The sequence below is a fragment of the Erwinia sp. 1181_3 genome, from assembly GCF_052824965.1.
In genome coordinates, this window is record NZ_VTDE01000003.1 from 330,841 (window position 1) to 347,260 (window position 16,420).

The following is a 16,420-nucleotide window of genomic DNA, read 5'->3' on the forward strand; positions in this document are numbered from 1 at the left end:
TCATCCCTGACTATGACTTCGATTGAGCACAACTTACAGCAAGTCCACCAGCGGATCTCAGCGGCGGCGGCACAATGCGGGCGTGATCCACACGAGATTGAGCTGCTTGCAGTGAGCAAAACCAAACCTGCGAGCGCGGTCGAAGAAGCTGTGGCAGCCGGGCAGCGTAGCTTTGGCGAAAACTATGTGCAGGAAGGCGTGGATAAAATCCAGCTACTGGCAAATTCTGCCCTGACCTGGCACTTTATCGGCCCGCTGCAATCTAACAAAAGCCGTCTGGTCGCCGAGCATTTTGACTGGTGCCATACCGTTGACCGTCTGCGCATTGCCAGCCGCCTCAACGAGCAGCGCCCTGACGATTTGCCTCCGCTTAATGTCCTGATTCAAATCAATATCAGCGATGAGCAGAGTAAATCCGGTATCAGGCTGGCTGACCTGCCCGCGCTGGCACAGCAGATAGCCGATCTGCCGCGTCTCACACTGCGCGGATTGATGGCTATCCCGGCACCCGAAGCCGACTACGCGCGCCAGTTGGCGGTATGTCAGCAGATGGCCGAAGCGTTTCAACAGCTGCAACAAGATTATCCCGGCGTGGATACCCTCTCGCTGGGAATGAGTGACGATATGGATGCCGCAATCGCGGCAGGCAGTACCATGGTGCGTATCGGCACCGCAATTTTCGGCGCGCGCGACTACGGTCACACCGCCGTTCATCATAACAACTGAGGAACCTCATGCTAGCGTTGATCTTTCTGGTCACAACGGTGATTGCGATTTACATCAAAGTGTTGTTACTGCGCGTCTGGATGCAGTGGGCACGGTGTGACTTCTACAACCCATTCTCACAGTTTGTGGTGAAAATCACCCAACCGATCGTTAAACCTGTACGCCGCATCATCCCGTCTATCGGGCCGCTTGATACGGCTTCATTACTGCTGGCTTATATCGTCAGCGTGCTGCTGGGGCCGGTGACGTTGCGCCTGTTCGTGCCGGATCCAATTTTCCTCTACCTGGGTCTGGTGATCCTGGTGAAAGCGGCGGGTGTGCTGGTCTTCTGGGTCATTATCGTGCGTTCACTGATGAGCTGGGTCAGCCAGGGGCGTAACCCGGTTGATTACGTGCTGATTCAGTTAACAGAGCCGCTGATGGCACCTGTGCGCCGTATTATTCCGGCGATGGGCGGTATCGACTTCTCGGCAATGGCGGTGATTCTGATTCTGTATATGCTGAATTTCCTGGGCTTAGAATACATCCCCGGCTGGGCCCAGTTTTAACTGTCGTCTTTTACCCTACAGATGCGTTGGCTGCCCTTGTGAACCCCGGTCACTTACTACAGTAAGCTCCCGGGGATTCACTCAGTTGCCGCCTTCCTGTAGGGCAAAATTCTCGGTTAAAACGTTATAAATTAATAATATTCTTGGATCTACTATGCAAAAAGTTGTACTCGCCACCGGCAATCCCGGAAAGGTTCGTGAGCTGGCTGACCTGTTAGCCGCGTTTGGGCTGGATATCGTGGCGCAAACGGAACTGGGCGTGGAGTCTGCCGAAGAGACCGGGCTGACCTTTATTGAAAACGCCATTCTTAAGGCGCGCCATGCGGCGGCCATTACCGGGTTACCGGCTATTGCCGATGACTCAGGGCTGGCTGTCGATGCTCTGGGTGGCGCTCCAGGGATCTACTCAGCGCGCTATGCCGGGCTTGATGCCAGCGACCAGCAAAATCTGGAAAAGCTGCTGACGACGCTGGAATCGGTGCCGGACGGGGAACGTCAGGCGCAGTTTCACTGCGTGCTGGTCTATCTGCGCCATGCTGAAGATCCGACACCACTGGTGTTTCACGGCAGCTGGGCCGGGGAAATTACCCGCAGCGCGGCAGGCGTAGGGGGCTTCGGCTATGATCCGATCTTCTTCGTCCCTGCGCTGGGTAAAACCGCAGCAGAACTGAGCAAGGCAGAAAAACTCGCGGTGTCACATCGTGGGCAGGCCTTAGAGCTGTTGTTGAGCGCCATGAAACATGGTTAATCTGCCCCCGTTAAGCCTGTACATCCATATTCCCTGGTGTGTACAGAAGTGTCCGTACTGCGATTTCAATTCCCACGCATTAAAAGGTGAGGTGCCGCACGAAGAGTACGTGCAGCACCTGCTGAACGATCTGGATATTGACCTGCCGCTGACTTCCGGGCGCGAAGTCAGCACCATTTTTATTGGTGGTGGTACGCCAAGCCTGTTAAGCAGTGAAGCGATGCAGATGCTGCTGGACGGAGTTCGTGCACGCCTGCCGCTGTCACCCACGGCTGAGATCACCATGGAAGCCAATCCGGGGGCGGTCGAAGCAGAGCGTTTCAGCGGCTATCAGCGCGCCGGTATCAACCGTATCTCCATTGGCGTGCAGAGTTTCAGTGCGGCCAAGCTGGAGCGTTTGGGGCGCATTCACGGACCTGAAGAAGCGAAGCGGGCAGCGCAGCTGGCTGAGAACCTCGGGCTGCGCAGCTTTAACCTCGATCTGATGCACGGTCTGCCGGACCAGTCGCTGGAAGAGGCGCTGGACGATTTGCGCCAGGCGATTGCCCTCAATCCACCGCACCTGTCCTGGTACCAGCTAACCATCGAGCCAAACACCCTGTTTGCCTCGCGGCCACCGCGCCTGCCAGATGAAGATGACCTGTGGGATATTTTCGAACAGGGCGATGCGTTGCTGACAGCGGCAGGTTATCAGCAGTATGAGACCTCAGCCTATGCCAAACCCGGCTACCGCTGTGAGCATAACCTCAATTACTGGCGCTTTGGTGATTACCTCGGTATTGGCTGCGGTGCTCACGGTAAACTGACTCAACCGGACGGTACCATTATCCGCACCGCTAAAACCAAGCATCCGCGCGGTTTTATGACGGGTAAATATCTCGATAAGCGCCACAATGTGGCCGATGCCGAGAAGCCGTTCGAATTCTTTATGAACCGTTTTCGCCTGCTGGAAGCCGCACCGCGTGAGGAATATACGCGCTATACCGGATTGCCGGAAAGCACCATTCGCGCGCAGATCGATGACGCCCTCGCCAAAGGGTATCTGACGGAAACGGCAGAAGAATGGCAGATTACGGAGAAGGGAAAATTGTTCCTGAATTCGCTGCTGGAGCTGTTTTTAGCGGAGTAATGCTGTTCGGGTCAGGCATGCCTGACCCCTACGAAATTACGCGAATGCCTCGCCCGGACGCAATAACACGTATCCCTCCAGGGCGAGGCATGCAGCGCCCGGCATAAACGCTTACTTCAACCCGGCAATCAACGCCTTGCGTTGGCCTTCAAGGCTGGTCACACGATTACAGACTTCATGACCGAAGTTCTGGAAATCCTGCTCCTGATTGCTCCATTCGGCCTGAATCGCCTGCTGTAAACCACCAAGATTACCCATAATCGCCTGCAACGGGTTATCGCCGTTTCCTGCCTGCTTGCTGCCCATCTCGTTCAGACTGTCCTGCACCACCCCACCCATCGCGTTTTGTACCAGACGCTCGCCATCCTGACGCACCTGCTCAACCGCCTTATGATGGAAGGTTAAACCGTCGCTACGCTGCTCGATAATACGGTTCATCTGCTGCTTCAGCTGCCCGTCCAGCGTGGTCAGACGCTGACGCACATTACTGTTCTGCCCCAGTTTCTGAACAATAACGCGGTCCAGCGCAATCCGCCCTTTTTCCAGACGCTGTTTAGCCCCGCTATCAATCCACGGCAAATCACGGCGTAGCGCAGTCTGATAATCGATAGCTTTCTGGCGTGTGGCATCATCAATATTCGCCACTTTACCATTACGCTGTACATCACCCACAGGGGAGATGCTCAGATTCCCGCTGGCGCCAACGACCTCGACCTGATTCGGGCTGATAATGATATCGTCCTGAGGATTAACGCTGCATTGGTAATCCGCCTGTGCCTGGCCGGCGGCCAGTAGCAGCAATGCACCACTCAAAAGCGCTTTACGCATAAATCGTCTCCTTGATATGAAAAAGGGGCAACCACAAACATGGCCGCCCCCCTTATGTGGTCATCCCGGAGGGCCGATCGAAAAAATGATCGGCCTCTACAGCGCGATTACCCCACTTTCGCAGGGTCTGACCTTCTGTTGCGGTCAGACCGTCAATCCCACCAAACGTCGAAAAGTTCGGTCACTTTCACATCGTTCAGCTTACGCGCTTCCAGCCAGTTTTTAACCAGCTCACGATGCTCATCGGTGCATTTGCCGATTTTCTGCAGGCAGATCAGACCTTCCCACTGCAGATAACCGCTGCCATCGAAGGCAAGGCCGTTAGCGTCGATCACTTCGTTGATCAGCGCATCAACAGTGCTGTCGATAGTCTCTTCGCTGGTGCCTTCCGGGAAGGTAAAGCCCACGGAGAAGCCTAACTCCTGAAACTCATCAATGTGCATTTTCTTACGAAGACGACGACTGCGTTGTGTAGCCATTATTTAACCCTCTCAAACATCAGATCCCATACACCGTGGCCAAGACGCTGACCACGCTGCTCAAATTTCGTTAACGGCCGCGATTCCGGGCGCGGCACCCAGTTACCTTCTTGCGACTGGTTTTTATACCCGTCAATGCTGCTCATCACTTCCAGCATATGCTCTGCATAGGCTTCCCAGTCGGTCGCCATATGGAACACGCCACCCAGCTTCAGCTTACGCAATACCAGTTCGGCAAACGGCACCTGCACGATGCGGCGTTTATTGTGGCGCGCCTTGTGCCACGGATCCGGGAAGAACAGCTGCACCATACCCAGCGAGTTATCCGGGATCATCAGATTCAGCACTTCAACCGCATCATGACACATCACCCGCAGATTGCTGACGCCCGCCTCTTCCGCCGTCGCCAGGCAGGCACCCACGCCCGGTGAATGCACTTCAATACCCAGGAAGTTCTGATGCGGATTGCTGGCAGCCATCGCCACCAGCGAAGCGCCCATACCGAAGCCAATCTCCAGCACAAGCGGTGCGTCACGGCCAAACAGAGCAGTTAAATCGACCGGTTCCGGCTGATACTCAACGCCCATCACCGGCCACAGTGTCTCCAGCGCCTGCTGCTGACCTTTGGTCAGACGGCCCTGGCGACGTACAAAGCTGCGGATCCGGCGCATAGCGCGGCCATTTTCGTCAAATTCCGGTGAGATAACATCGTTTTTCATGATTCTGCCTGCGGCTGTGCACTGTAGAAAGCGGGCATTATGCCTTCAGGAAGTGAAAACATAAAGGCCGCCTGTTGCAGGGACGCCTGCGTAACTGGTTTGCAGTATAGACCCAAAATAATTCGAGTCCCCTCAGGGGGCCTACTTTTGGTGCAGGAAGGCGGCAATGAAGTATGAAGGGTATCGCTGCCAAAAAATACGCTGACAGCATAGCGTCTCGCAGCAGTTAATCAAATGCAGTGATTATCCGGTTTACAGCCCTTAATCTCTGTGCTGGAATCCCTGCCTGGTTTTCAGATTGGCAGAACGGGGATTCACAACATGCAGGCAGCGCAGTTTTCACATCAGGTACTGGAGTGGTATCAGCGCTATGGGCGTAAAACCCTGCCGTGGCAGCTAGAGAAAACACCGTATAAGGTCTGGCTCTCTGAAGTGATGCTGCAACAGACGCAGGTCGCAACCGTTATCCCCTATTTCGAACGATTTATGGCACGTTTTCCTACCGTCAGCGACCTCGCTGCCGCCCCGCTTGATGAAGTGCTGCACCTGTGGACCGGTCTCGGTTATTACGCCCGTGCGCGTAATCTGCATAAAGCAGCGAAAACCGTGGTGGAAAAGCATGGCGGTGTTTTTCCGCAAACCCTGGAAGAGGTTGAAGCCCTGCCCGGCATCGGGCGTTCCACTGCTGGCGCGGTTCTCTCTCTGGCGCTGGGCAAGCACTTCCCGATTCTGGATGGCAACGTCAAACGCGTGCTGGCCCGCTGCTATGCGGTAGGTGGGTGGCCGGGTAAGAAAGAGGTGGAAAAGCGCCTGTGGCAAATCAGTGAAGATGTCACCCCCGCGGAGGGCGTCAGCCAGTTTAACCAGGCAATGATGGACCTCGGCGCGATGGTGTGTACCCGCTCGAAACCTAAATGTGAAATTTGCCCGCTTAATCTCGGCTGCATTGCTTACGCAAATAATAGCTGGGCGCAGTACCCGGGAAAAAAACCGAAGCAGACCATTCCGGAACGCACCGGCTTCTTATTACTGATGCAGCAAGGGCAGGATGTCTGGCTGGAACAGCGTCCCCCGGTTGGATTGTGGGGCGGGCTGTTCTGTTTTCCCCAGTACAGCACTGAGCCAGAACTGCGCCAGGCACTGCGGCTGCGCGGGCTTGATGACAGCAAACTGCAGCAGATGATCGCCTTCCGCCATACCTTCAGCCATTTCCATCTGGATATTGTGCCAATGTGGCTTGAGCTGCCTTCTGCCCGTGCGGCAATGGATGATGTGCCGGGTCTCTGGTATAACTTAGCGCAGCCGCCCGCCGTGGGGCTGGCCGCGCCGGTAGAGCGCCTGCTACAGCAGTTACGCCAGCCACAACAGATGGCGTTGAATGCTCGCGTAACAGAAGAGGAAGAGTAATGAGCCGAACCATTTTTTGTACGTTCCTGCAACGTGATGCCGAAGGGCAGGATTTCCAGTTGTACCCTGGGGATACAGGCAAACGCATTTATAACGAGATTTCAAAAGAAGCCTGGTCAAAATGGATGGCGAAACAGACCATGCTGATCAACGAGAAGAAACTCAGTATGATGAACCCTGATGACCGTAAGCTACTGGAACAAGAGATGATTAAATTCCTGTTCGAGGGCCACGAGGTTCATATCGAAGGTTATACCCCGCCGGAAGAATAAGTCGTTGGGCCTCACTGATGAGGCCCTCTCAAATTGTGGGCGATGCACGAGAAAATGAAGAAAAAACTGATAAGTTTGCTGATTATTGCGCCGTTGCTGGTTTCCTGCTCAGGCAAGAAGCAAAACGCCTCTCATGAAGAGTGGATTAAAGACACCAACGGTTTTGATATTTTGATGGGACAGTTTGCCCACAACATCGAAAATATCTGGGGAATGAATGAAGTCCTGATCGCCGGTCCAAAAGACTATGTGAAGTACAGCGATCAATACTACACCCGTAGCCACATTAACTTTGATGCCGGTAGCATCACTATCGAGACGATCGCAGGAACCGATCCGACGGCCAGTCTGCGTCAGGCGATTATCACCACCCTGCTGATCGGGGAAGATCCGGGTAATGTCGATCTCTATTCCGACGCCAAAGATATTCAGATCAGTAAAGAGCCGCTGCTGTATGGCCAGGTGCTGGATAATACCGGCCAGCCGATCCGCTGGCAGGGGCGCGCCGCCAGCTTTGCTGACTATCTGATCCAGAATAAGCTGCAACGCCGTAATTCCGGTCTGCATGTGATCTGGTCGGTCACCATTCCGATGGTGCCAAACCACCTCGACAAACGCGCGCATAAGTATCTGCCGATGGTGCGCAAAGCCGCCGAGCGCTATGGCGTCGATCAGTCGCTGATCCTGGCGATCATGCAGATTGAATCCAGCTTCAACCCTTATGCAGTCAGCCATGCGGATGCACTGGGCCTGATGCAGGTGGTACAGCATACCGCCGGGGTGGATGTGTTCCGGATGAAAGGGAAATGGGGCAAACCAAGCCGCAGTTATCTGCTCGACCCGGAAAACAATATCGATGCGGGCACCGCCTATCTGTCTCTGTTACAGGGCAACTACCTGGCCGGTATCAATAACACCACCTCGCGCCGCTATGCGGTGATCACCGCCTATAACGGCGGTGCAGGAAGCGTACTGCGGGTGTTCTCCAGCGATAAAGACCGTGCCTTCAGCGCGATTAACAACCTGTCGCCTGCTGAGGTCTACCAGAAGCTGACCACCAGTCACCCGTCGGCAGAATCGCGTCGTTACCTGTCTAAGGTTAACAACGCGCAGAAGAGCTACCACCGCTATTAATGAATCGGCCAGGGGCGACCAGCAATAAAGGTCGCCCCTGACTCACCTCAACATTTCTTCATTTGCGCGCTTAATGCCGCGACAATATAGCTATTCAGCGAGAGCTGATGTTCTGCGGCGGCCTGTGCCAGTTGTTCGCCAAAAGACTCTGGATAGCGCAATGTGAAGGTTTTCACTTTCTCCTCATGCTCATAGGGATCGATGCCACTCTCATGGCAGTCCGCCAGATAATCACGCAGGGAGATTTCACCTTCGCACTTTAACCCTGTAATACTGTCAGCGACAAAATCACAGTAACCCGATAACCCAAGAAACTTACCGCGAAACGCGCCCAGCTCAGCAACAAAATTGACTGCGGCAGGCTGGCCGCCAATCACCATCACGTTAGGTATAGCCATCACTTTATTCATGGTTCAACTCCTGTCTCTTCCAGCCACTCCTTCACTGCCACTACCGCCCCTTTATCTGTCTCCGGTGACGGATGTGGGCGGTGAAAACGTGCCAGTGAGCCATTAAGCAGAAACCTGACACGGGATCCTTGTGCTTCACGGACTTCACCTCCAAGAGCAATGATCAAGGTTTCTATTCGTTGCCACTTCAGATCCGTGGGTATCGGGCGGGTAAAAATTTGCCGCAACGTATCCCGATGTCGTTTTCTTAATGCCGCTATTCTATTCCTCATTGCATCATCCTTGAAGTCATTTTTTGAAGTCAAAATACACTTCAATGACGTTGACGCAATGTCAGATGCCTGGACTTGCGCAGCGCTACGCATAAAAAAGGCGCAGTAAGCTGCGCCTGGGGAATCTCGGGTGAGGTATTACCGACTGATATTCTTGAACTTACGTGTGGTTTCGGTGAGTGCCACTTCGGTTGGCAGGCGCTCCATTGAGCTGGCGCCGTAGAAACCATCGCACTGCGGGCAATTATCCATAATGTACTGCGCATCTTCCGGGCTGGAGATCGGTCCGCCGTGACACAGCACGATCACGTCCTCGCGCACCGCTTTAGCGGCTGCGGCCCAGGCATTCACCAGCGGCACACAGTCCTTCAACTGCAACGCCGTCGAGGCACCGATATTCCCTCCGGTGGTCAGCCCCATATGCGGCACAATAATATCCGCACCCGCGGCGGTCATCGCCTCTGCGTCGGCGGCGCTGAACACATAGGGCGTGGTCAGCATCTCTTTCTGATGTGCCAGGGCGATCATCTCCACTTCCAGGCCGTAGCCCATGCCGGTCTCTTCCAGGTTGGCGCGGAAGTTACCGTCAATCAGCCCGACGGTCGGGAAGTTCTGTACACCGGAAAAGCCGAGGGCTTTCAGGTCATCGAGGAATTTATCGAAATTGCAGAAAGGATCGGTGCCATTCACGCCCGCCAGTACCGGGGTATGTTTCACCACTGGCAGTACCTCTTTGGCCATATCAACCACGATCTCATTGGCATTGCCGTAGGCCAGCAACCCGGCGAGTGAGCCGCGTCCGGCCATCCGGTAGCGCCCGGAGTTATAGATCACGATCAGATCGATCCCCCCGGCTTCTTCGCATTTTGCTGACAGCCCAGTGCCCGCGCCGCCGCCGATAATCGGTTCACGACGGGCAATCATCTCTCTGAATTTCGTCAGCATCTGCTGACGGCTAAAAGCAGGCATGGTTATCTTCCTTTCGACGCCAGTTGGCGAAATTGAGCAACGGCTTCAGCGGCGAACTGCCGATCGTTGATGTTCCAGGGCAGGCGAATAATCTGGCGCTGTGCGGTCTGTATACAGCTTGCCTCCAGCGTGGAGATAAACGCCTGGTTGGCCTCGGGCGACCAGAATGGCTGGCCAGGCGCATCCAGCGCAGAAAAGCCCCCTTCAGGGATCAGAAAACGCACTTCCCCTTCGCAGCGGTTCAGCTTCTCAGCGATCCAGCGTGCCATCTCAATATTCTCCTCCACGGTAGTACGCATCAGCGTCACCTGAGCATTGTGATGGTAGAACAGGCGTGAGGCGTATTTCTGCGGCACGCTGGCAGGATGACCAAAGTTCACCATATCCAGCGCCCCGCAGGAGAGCACGCAAGGCAGCCTGCTGCGGGCCAGCGCATTGAAGCGATCTTCACCGCAGGCCAGCACACCGCCAAACAGCAAATCACAGACTTCAGTGGTTGTCAGGTCAAGCATCCCGGACAGCATATTGCTGTCTGCCAGTTTCTCCATCGCTTTCCCCCCGCTGCCGGTGGCATGGAACACGAGGCAGTCATAATCGGCTTCCAGCGCGGCACTGGCGGCCTCTATGCACGGCGTGGTGACGCCAAACATCGTCAGGCCTATGGCAGGTTTATCATTTTCATCAGGAGGAAGTGGGAAGCGGACTGCGCCGGCAATCTGGTGGGCGGCATTCCCCAGCACGCGGCGGGAAATCCGGTTCAGCCCGGCAACATCGGTCACCGAATAGAGCATGGCAATATCGCTGGCACCGACATAGCCAGACACATCGCCAGAGGCCATCGTGGAAACCATCAGCTTGGGTACACCGACGGGCAGCACCTGCATCGCTGGTGTGATCAGCGCCGTACCGCCTGAGCCACCCAGCCCAATAATCCCCGCGACATCATTACGCTGACTAAGGAAAATCTCAAAAGCTTGTGCCATGGCGTTAATCGCCTTACCGCGGTCGCCACAGAAGACAGCATCGCGCCCCTGGGGATGATAATCCGCCACCATGGCGGCCGGGATATTCCCCTCAAAAGCGCGGCTAAGTGGTTGAGTAGACAGGTCAACTGTCACCACGGGTACGCCGACCTGAGCAATCAGATCGCGCACATAAAACAGTTCCCTTCCTTTAGTATCCGCTGTAGCAACAACGTAGATAGATCCAGTATCATTTTTCATGGGCGTTACGATAACCTGTTATTTAGATCAATAAAGAGTTGATAATCTTGATATAAAAACGTAAATAACTTTGAATCACTGAAGAGATTGAGTCTGGAAAACTCACAGTAGCACCTTCAAGATTGATAAATCAATTGAATGAAATATGAGTCTCGTCGAGTTTTGACTACGCTTATAACAGCGGGGAATGGCGCAGGCCGCCCCCCGTTGTCAACACTGGTGAACGTGCTGTCACGCCCACCAGCCCGATAAAGAAACAGGTTAAACCGGATAATGAGGTTATTGTGGAGCAAAGGGATTCCGCTAGCGTTTTGGGGCTCACATCAACACGAGCCAGAACGCGCCGCTTACTAATTGATACCGCGATGAAGATGTTTGATAACGGCGCATTTCCATCGATTACCGAAGTTGCGCAGGAGGCACAGCTGTCACGCGCCACTGCTTATCGCTACTTCCCCACGCAGAGTGCGCTGGTCTCGGCCATTGTGTCTGAAACACTCAGCCCCATCAAAAACTGGCAGCCCACTCAGCAAGATGCCAACGCACGCATTGATGAGCTGCTGAGTTTTGCCTTCCCGCGTATGCTGAAACACGAGGGAACGTTGCGTGCGGCGCTGCATTTGTCGCTGACGCAGTGGGCGCAGTCGCAGTCGGTTGATGCCGTGCCACTAAAAGAGAAGCTGGTGCGCGGAAATCGCAAAGCGATGCTGATGCAGGTGGTGGAACCGCTCAACAAAGAGCTGACACCCGACTTGATGGATCGCGTGGTGCGTTCACTGTCGTTGGTTTACGGTTCGGAGATTTTTCTGGTGATGAAAGATATCTGGGGCTGTGATAACGACGAACTGCAGGATATTGGCAAATGGATCGCGAAAGCGATTGTGCGCCAGGCACGGGAAGAAGCGCTCAATACCTGAGGTCGGATACACACCTGGGCGAGGCATGCCTCGCCCCTACGATGCTGCCAGATGACACCGCATTTCGTATGGGTCGGGCACGCGACGCTGCCAGATAACACCGTATTTCGTAGGGGTCGGGCGCGCGATGCTGCCAGATGACACCGCATTTCGTATGGGTCGGGCACGCGACGCTGCCAGATAACACCGTATTTCGTAGGGGTCGGGCGCGCGATGCTGCCAGATGACACCGCGTTTAGTAGGGGTCGGGCACGCGACGCTGCCAGATAACACCGCATTTCGTAGGGGTCGGGCACGCAATGCTGCCAAGTGATACCGCGTTTAGTAGGGGTCGGGCACGCCCGACCCGGTTTTTTACACCAAAACGTATCCCTGCAAACGCTTAACACCCTGCTCGTCGGTTTCGGCATACACCCCCTGCAACTCCGGCGAGAAGCCCGGCAGCAGGTTAATGCCCTCCTCCAGCGCGAGGAAATACTGCTGCACGGCCCCGCCCCACTCTTCACCCGGCACCACACACAGCACGCCTGGTGGATACGGTAACGCCCCCTCAGCCGCAATACGCCCGGCTGCCTGTGAAATGGGCACCAGCTCCACATTGCCACGAATAAATTCGATATTGGCATCCTGCGGGTTCATCACCATTTTTGGCAGGCTCTGCTGGCGGAACATCGCCTTTTGCAGATCCTTCACATCATGGCTGACATACAGGTCGTGCATCTCCTGGCACAGTCGCTTCAAGGTGTAACCTTCGTAGCGCGCCGCATTTTTCCGGTAGATCGTCGGCAGCACATCGCGCAGTAACGCATCTTCTTTGATGTGTTGTTCGAACTGGGCCAGTTTCGCCACCAGCTTCGCCATCTTCTCCATGCTCTCTGCCGGTGTCAGCAGGAACAGAATGGAGTTCAGATCGCACTTCTCCGGCACCACGCCATTTTCACGCAGATAGTTCGCCAGAATCGTTGCCGGAATACCGAAAGAGGCATATTTCCCGCTGGCAGCATCAATGCCCGGCGTGGTCAGCAGCAGCTTGCACGGATCGACCAGATACTGATCTTTCTCATAACCGCCAAAGCCATGCCACGACGCGCCCGGTGCAAAGCTGAAGTAGCGCGCATCGGAAGCGATCGTCGCCGTCGGCGCATCCTGCCAGGGTTTGCCGTCAACCTCATCGGGAATAAACGGCTTAATCATCTCGCAGCGCGCCAGAATCGCCTTACGTGCATCAATGCCCAGCACCACGCACTCATGCCACAGACGTCGTCCCGCTTCGCCCTGATGCATTTTGGCGTTGATATCCAGCGCAGCAAACAGCGGGTAGAACGGGCTGGTAGATGCATGCAGCATAAACGCATTGTTCAGGCGTTTGTGGCTACAAAAACGCTGCTGGCCACGGATATGGTTATCTTTCTTGTGGATCTGCGAAGTCTGCGAGAACCCGGCCTGCTGTTTATGCACGGACTGCGTAACAAAAATGCCGGGATCGGACGGCTTCAGGTCAAGCAACAGCGGCGAACAGGCTTCCATCACGGGAATAAACTGCTCATAGCCCACCCAGGCGGAGTCAAACAGGATGTAGTCGCACAGGTGGCCGATGCTGTCGAGCACCTTGCGCGCGTTATACACCGTGCCATCGTAGGTGCCGAGCTGGATCACCGCCAGACGGAACGGACGTTCATCCCCGGCACGTTCCGGTGCCACCTGTTTAATCAGGTCACGCACATAGGCTTCATCAAAGCAGTGCGCATCAATGCCACCAATAAACCCAAACGGGTTGCGGGCAGTTTCCAGATATACCGGCGTCGCACCGGCCTGGATCAGCGCACCATGATGGTTAGATTTATGGTTATTGCGATCGAACAACACCAGATCGCCACGGGTCAGCAGCGCATTGGTCACCACTTTATTGGCGCTGGAGGTGCCATTCAGCACAAAGTAGGTTTTATCCGCGTTGAAGACTTTCGCTGCAAACTTTTGCGCATGTTTGGCTGAACCTTCGTGGATCAGCAAATCACCGAGTTTCACGTCAGCGTTGCACATATCGGCACGAAACACGTTCTCACCAAAGAAGTCAAAGAACTGACGTCCGGCCGGATGCTTTTTAAAGAATTCACCGCCCTGATGCCCCGGGCAGGCAAAGGTGGTGTTATCCATCGCTACGTATTTGGTCAGCGTCTGGAAAAACGGCGGTAACAACCTGGCCTGATACCCGGCTGCGGCGGTTTCCAGCAGCGAAGCATCGCCCTCTTCCCCCGTCAGCACGCCATCAACTTCAGGCAGGTCAACCGCCTGCGCGGCATCGTCGAGGGCAATAAACACCGGCAGGTTAAAACCGGTATGACGCAGCAGCGCCAGCACGCCTGAGCGTGAGTCAGAAACGGACAGAACCACCGCGGCGACATCGGTGAAATCAGTATTATCCAGCGTAACGACTTCGCGCCCGGTCTGGAGATGGATTGCCACAGTGGTGCTGGCTGCAATTTTAAGAGGAGTCATGCACAAATCCCTAACGGTCAAGGATGAGTGGGTGCCAGAGGCACAGCAATAGGAACGGCAGCAAAGCGCACGCGTTCCCGGCGAACAGTCATGTTGGGTTTTCAGCAGAATGACTTCAGCTTCAACCGATAGACATCAGTAAAATCAGATCTCGTCTGTTTTTACGCATGGCCAACAGTTAAGCGTAGAAAGACCTCACCGCATGGTGAGAGAATTTATCGACAAGGTATGACAGCAATAAGATCGACCAGGCTGCATCGGCAGATGCGGGTTACAGATGCTGAACAACAGCAGTGAACCTCTCATGGCGGTGACCTCAGTGTGCAGGGATGACGGGGTTGTCAAAATTTGCGCAATAATGGCATTTTTTAGTACCGGGTTCAATGCCAGCGGCCCGGCAGAATAGCGGATACCCGCAGAAAAAAATGTCGGGTTTATCCCAGGGCGGCACGCTGGCTGGCATAATGAATCCGGTTACGCCCGGCACGCTTCGCCTCATACAAGGCGGCATCCGCCTCGGCATACAGGGTGTCAAAACTACTGCGTGAAGCCCCCCAGCTGACGCCCAGACTGACGGTCACCAACCGATCCGGCAGGGAGTTCAGCACGGACGCATTCAGCGAGGCATGAATATAACCGGCTACCACCGCCGCCTGCCCCATGCTGGTCCCCGGCAGCAGGATGGTAAACTCCTCGCCCCCCACGCGCCCCACACTGCCGCTCTCTGGCACCGAGTTCTCAATCCGTTTGATCAGTTCACTGATCACCGCATCGCCGGTGGGATGGCCGTACTGGTCATTAATGGCTTTGAAATGGTCAATATCGAGCAGGATCAGGGAGGCGTCATCCTGATGCAGTGCGCTGCCGATCTGGTTGATGATGGCGCTGCGGTTATACACGCCGGTCAGCGGATCGTGCGTGGCTTCGTACTCCAGCCGTAACGCCAGCTGGCGCAGTTGCTCGTTGAGAAGCGTCAGTTCGCGCTCAGCACGGTCACTGCGGGAAATCAGGCGCCACGACTCACGCATCATGCGCTGATAGTGGCCGCTGAGGGTCAGTAACGCCGCACGACAGGTTTCCGCATCAAGGTGCTCGCGTGCGGCAATATCCCGCGCCTGCTCAAGAATGGCATTTTCATGCGTGAACAGCTCATCGATGCTCATCATTCCGCGCCCCCCGGATGCATATGGAAGGTGATCGCTGAAAAATCGATACTCAGCTCCTGACCGAACTCTTCGGAAATATCGTCTTCGCTGTCGTAATACCAGTGCAGCTCGGTGCGAACCCCGTTGACGGCCGCTTCGTTCAACACGCCAAACAGGCCGAATAACATTTTGGTGCTGGAGCTGTTGAAGTAGCTGAGTGCCACATGGATGCTGACCAGGCTGAGGTTGCGGAAAAAGGCGCTGCCCTGCCACTCTTCCACCGCGGCCATCAGCGGACGGTAAAAAGCGGCGGCATTTTCTGGCCAGGATTCCCCGCTGAGCGACAGCCTGCCGCTGGCGAAATCAAAGTCCACGGCGGGAGTGCTGCTGGTTGCAGGCATGGAGATGTTGTTCATAGCTAAGGTGTGCCCTGTCAGATAGTCGCTTTCAGGTAGAACGCCGAGAGATCCGTCGATGCAACCTGGTGAAAAGTAAATTCCAGCGGTTGGCTGGCGTCCCGCGCCAGAGTCAGCAGGCCGATATTCGCCCCTTTGCTCCAGGCCGGACTTTCTGTACGCAGTGACTGCTTGTAGGTCACTTTAATTTCTTCCGCGCTCATATTGCGCAGCGCCAGCAGGCATTCACTCAGGCGCGCGGATTCATCCGGTCGCACCAGGTTAGCGCTTTCCAGCACATACTTACCGTCATGCAGACCAAAACAGATCGCGCCAAAGCGCATTTCGTCATTATCTTTGCAGAGCGCCCGGCTGTCTGAGGAGTAGCGCAGGATATTTTGCACCATCTCCACAAAAGTGGAGAACAGCTTACGCCGGGTGACAAACGATGCCTCGTTCTGCTCCAGATAGAGGCGGATCACCTCCCCCATCGCCGTAATATTGTGCTGGGAGAAAAAACCGGTGTAACGCAGCGCCACCACATCGTGCGGCGTGTCCGCCAGCAGCCCGCTGATTATCGGATCAGTGTTCATAGTGCTCTTT

Annotated in this window: 19 protein-coding genes; 8 read left to right on the forward strand and 11 right to left on the reverse strand. The window is 55.2% G+C overall.

Annotation, left to right across the window (positions count from 1 at the left end; genetic code table 11):
* Positions 1-12: 12 nt before the first annotated feature.
* The 4 genes from FY046_RS09945 to hemW all read left to right on the forward strand — a co-directional run bounded on the left by FY046_RS09945 (position 13) and on the right by hemW (position 3,151).
* On the forward strand, positions 13-726 hold the full coding sequence (locus FY046_RS09945) for a YggS family pyridoxal phosphate-dependent enzyme (RefSeq protein WP_133846320.1): 714 nt from the start codon (positions 13-15) through the stop codon (positions 724-726).
* An 8-nt stretch (positions 727-734) separates the two neighbouring features.
* The gene (locus tag FY046_RS09950; RefSeq protein ID WP_133846158.1) at positions 735-1,274 is read left to right on the forward strand and encodes a YggT family protein; all 540 of its coding nucleotides are present in this window, start codon (positions 735-737) and stop codon (positions 1,272-1,274) included.
* Between the two features lie 154 nt (positions 1,275-1,428).
* Positions 1,429-2,022 (forward strand): RdgB/HAM1 family non-canonical purine NTP pyrophosphatase, encoded by a 594-nt coding sequence (rdgB, locus tag FY046_RS09955; protein WP_133846157.1) that lies wholly within the window; start codon positions 1,429-1,431, stop codon positions 2,020-2,022.
* Complete coding sequence (gene hemW, locus FY046_RS09960) at positions 2,015-3,151, forward strand: radical SAM family heme chaperone HemW (RefSeq protein WP_159337580.1); 1,137 nt, start codon at positions 2,015-2,017, stop codon at positions 3,149-3,151. The genes rdgB and hemW overlap by 8 nt, the downstream gene beginning before the upstream one ends.
* A gap of 111 nt (positions 3,152-3,262) precedes the next feature.
* Here the strand turns inward: hemW and FY046_RS09965 are convergent, their stop codons facing one another.
* The 3 genes from FY046_RS09965 to trmB all read right to left on the reverse strand — a co-directional run bounded on the left by FY046_RS09965 (position 3,263) and on the right by trmB (position 5,177).
* Entirely contained in the window at positions 3,263-3,979 is a 717-nt protein-coding gene (locus FY046_RS09965; RefSeq protein WP_133846155.1) for a DUF2884 domain-containing protein, read from the reverse strand.
* Positions 3,980-4,131: 152 nt separating this feature from the next.
* Positions 4,132-4,458: a YggL family protein gene (locus FY046_RS09970; protein WP_133846154.1), complete on the reverse strand. Its 327-nt coding sequence runs from the start codon at positions 4,456-4,458 to the stop codon at positions 4,132-4,134.
* Positions 4,458-5,177, reverse strand: coding sequence for a tRNA (guanosine(46)-N7)-methyltransferase TrmB (gene trmB, locus FY046_RS09975; RefSeq protein WP_133846153.1), 720 nt, complete (start codon positions 5,175-5,177; stop codon positions 4,458-4,460). The genes FY046_RS09970 and trmB overlap by 1 nt, the downstream gene beginning before the upstream one ends.
* A gap of 321 nt (positions 5,178-5,498) precedes the next feature.
* Between trmB and mutY the strand changes: the two genes are divergently transcribed.
* The 3 genes from mutY to mltC are packed head-to-tail and all read left to right on the forward strand — an operon-like array spanning position 5,499 to position 7,990.
* Positions 5,499-6,584, forward strand: coding sequence for an A/G-specific adenine glycosylase (gene mutY, locus FY046_RS09980; protein WP_133846152.1), 1,086 nt, complete (start codon positions 5,499-5,501; stop codon positions 6,582-6,584).
* The gene (locus tag FY046_RS09985) at positions 6,584-6,856 is read left to right on the forward strand and encodes an oxidative damage protection protein (protein ID WP_133846151.1); all 273 of its coding nucleotides are present in this window, start codon (positions 6,584-6,586) and stop codon (positions 6,854-6,856) included. Before mutY ends, FY046_RS09985 begins: the two co-directional genes overlap by 1 nt.
* Before the next feature lie 54 nt (positions 6,857-6,910).
* On the forward strand, positions 6,911-7,990 hold the full coding sequence (gene mltC / locus FY046_RS09990; protein ID WP_133846150.1) for a membrane-bound lytic murein transglycosylase MltC: 1,080 nt from the start codon (positions 6,911-6,913) through the stop codon (positions 7,988-7,990).
* A 47-nt stretch (positions 7,991-8,037) separates the two neighbouring features.
* Here mltC and FY046_RS09995 read toward each other — a convergent pair whose 3' ends face one another.
* The 4 genes from FY046_RS09995 to FY046_RS10010 form a co-directional block, all read right to left on the reverse strand.
* Positions 8,038-8,400: a type II toxin-antitoxin system HicB family antitoxin gene (locus FY046_RS09995; protein WP_133846149.1), complete on the reverse strand. Its 363-nt coding sequence runs from the start codon at positions 8,398-8,400 to the stop codon at positions 8,038-8,040.
* Positions 8,397-8,672: a type II toxin-antitoxin system HicA family toxin gene (locus FY046_RS10000; protein WP_133846148.1), complete on the reverse strand. Its 276-nt coding sequence runs from the start codon at positions 8,670-8,672 to the stop codon at positions 8,397-8,399. The genes FY046_RS09995 and FY046_RS10000 overlap by 4 nt, the downstream gene beginning before the upstream one ends.
* A gap of 138 nt (positions 8,673-8,810) precedes the next feature.
* A complete protein-coding gene (locus FY046_RS10005; RefSeq protein WP_133846147.1) occupies positions 8,811-9,641 on the reverse strand; it encodes a phosphoenolpyruvate hydrolase family protein in 831 nt (276 codons plus the stop codon).
* Positions 9,642-9,643: 2 nt separating this feature from the next.
* Positions 9,644-10,864, reverse strand: a complete 1,221-nt coding sequence (locus FY046_RS10010; RefSeq protein ID WP_159337577.1) for a Tm-1-like ATP-binding domain-containing protein — start codon at positions 10,862-10,864, stop codon at positions 9,644-9,646.
* A 284-nt stretch (positions 10,865-11,148) separates the two neighbouring features.
* Here FY046_RS10010 and FY046_RS10015 point away from each other — a divergent pair, with 284 nt between their 5' ends.
* The gene (locus FY046_RS10015; RefSeq protein WP_200641251.1) at positions 11,149-11,781 is read left to right on the forward strand and encodes a TetR/AcrR family transcriptional regulator; all 633 of its coding nucleotides are present in this window, start codon (positions 11,149-11,151) and stop codon (positions 11,779-11,781) included.
* A gap of 354 nt (positions 11,782-12,135) precedes the next feature.
* Here the strand turns inward: FY046_RS10015 and FY046_RS10020 are convergent, their stop codons facing one another.
* The 4 genes from FY046_RS10020 to FY046_RS10035 all read right to left on the reverse strand — a co-directional run bounded on the left by FY046_RS10020 (position 12,136) and on the right by FY046_RS10035 (position 16,410).
* Positions 12,136-14,277, reverse strand: coding sequence for an ornithine decarboxylase (locus FY046_RS10020; RefSeq protein ID WP_159337575.1), 2,142 nt, complete (start codon positions 14,275-14,277; stop codon positions 12,136-12,138).
* 434 nt (positions 14,278-14,711) lie between these two features.
* Positions 14,712-15,443 (reverse strand): GGDEF domain-containing protein, encoded by a 732-nt coding sequence (locus FY046_RS10025; protein WP_133846143.1) that lies wholly within the window; start codon positions 15,441-15,443, stop codon positions 14,712-14,714.
* A complete protein-coding gene (locus tag FY046_RS10030) occupies positions 15,440-15,838 on the reverse strand; it encodes a DUF1987 domain-containing protein (protein ID WP_133846142.1) in 399 nt (132 codons plus the stop codon). The genes FY046_RS10025 and FY046_RS10030 overlap by 4 nt, the downstream gene beginning before the upstream one ends.
* Before the next feature lie 17 nt (positions 15,839-15,855).
* Positions 15,856-16,410, reverse strand: coding sequence for a SiaB family protein kinase (locus FY046_RS10035; RefSeq protein WP_133846141.1), 555 nt, complete (start codon positions 16,408-16,410; stop codon positions 15,856-15,858).
* Positions 16,411-16,420: the final 10 nt, after the last annotated feature.

Bases quoted from the DNA above. Each gene is read 5' to 3' on its own strand.
- FY046_RS09945 (WP_133846320.1), top strand. From the start codon at position 13: ATGACTTCGATTGAGCACAACTTACAGCAAGTCCACCAGCGGATCTCA.
- FY046_RS09950 (WP_133846158.1), top strand. From the start codon at position 735: ATGCTAGCGTTGATCTTTCTGGTCACAACGGTGATTGCGATTTACATC.
- rdgB (WP_133846157.1), top strand. From the start codon at position 1,429: ATGCAAAAAGTTGTACTCGCCACCGGCAATCCCGGAAAGGTTCGTGAG.
- hemW (WP_159337580.1), top strand. From the start codon at position 2,015: ATGGTTAATCTGCCCCCGTTAAGCCTGTACATCCATATTCCCTGGTGT.
- FY046_RS09965 (WP_133846155.1), bottom strand. From the start codon at position 3,979: ATGCGTAAAGCGCTTTTGAGTGGTGCATTGCTGCTACTGGCCGCCGGC.
- FY046_RS09970 (WP_133846154.1), bottom strand. From the start codon at position 4,458: ATGGCTACACAACGCAGTCGTCGTCTTCGTAAGAAAATGCACATTGAT.
- trmB (WP_133846153.1), bottom strand. From the start codon at position 5,177: ATGAAAAACGATGTTATCTCACCGGAATTTGACGAAAATGGCCGCGCT.
- mutY (WP_133846152.1), top strand. From the start codon at position 5,499: ATGCAGGCAGCGCAGTTTTCACATCAGGTACTGGAGTGGTATCAGCGC.
- FY046_RS09985 (WP_133846151.1), top strand. From the start codon at position 6,584: ATGAGCCGAACCATTTTTTGTACGTTCCTGCAACGTGATGCCGAAGGG.
- mltC (WP_133846150.1), top strand. From the start codon at position 6,911: ATGAAGAAAAAACTGATAAGTTTGCTGATTATTGCGCCGTTGCTGGTT.
- FY046_RS09995 (WP_133846149.1), bottom strand. From the start codon at position 8,400: ATGAATAAAGTGATGGCTATACCTAACGTGATGGTGATTGGCGGCCAG.
- FY046_RS10000 (WP_133846148.1), bottom strand. From the start codon at position 8,672: ATGAGGAATAGAATAGCGGCATTAAGAAAACGACATCGGGATACGTTG.
- FY046_RS10005 (WP_133846147.1), bottom strand. From the start codon at position 9,641: ATGCCTGCTTTTAGCCGTCAGCAGATGCTGACGAAATTCAGAGAGATG.
- FY046_RS10010 (WP_159337577.1), bottom strand. From the start codon at position 10,864: ATGAAAAATGATACTGGATCTATCTACGTTGTTGCTACAGCGGATACT.
- FY046_RS10020 (WP_159337575.1), bottom strand. From the start codon at position 14,277: ATGACTCCTCTTAAAATTGCAGCCAGCACCACTGTGGCAATCCATCTC.
- FY046_RS10025 (WP_133846143.1), bottom strand. From the start codon at position 15,443: ATGATGAGCATCGATGAGCTGTTCACGCATGAAAATGCCATTCTTGAG.
- FY046_RS10030 (WP_133846142.1), bottom strand. From the start codon at position 15,838: ATGAACAACATCTCCATGCCTGCAACCAGCAGCACTCCCGCCGTGGAC.
- FY046_RS10035 (WP_133846141.1), bottom strand. From the start codon at position 16,410: ATGAACACTGATCCGATAATCAGCGGGCTGCTGGCGGACACGCCGCAC.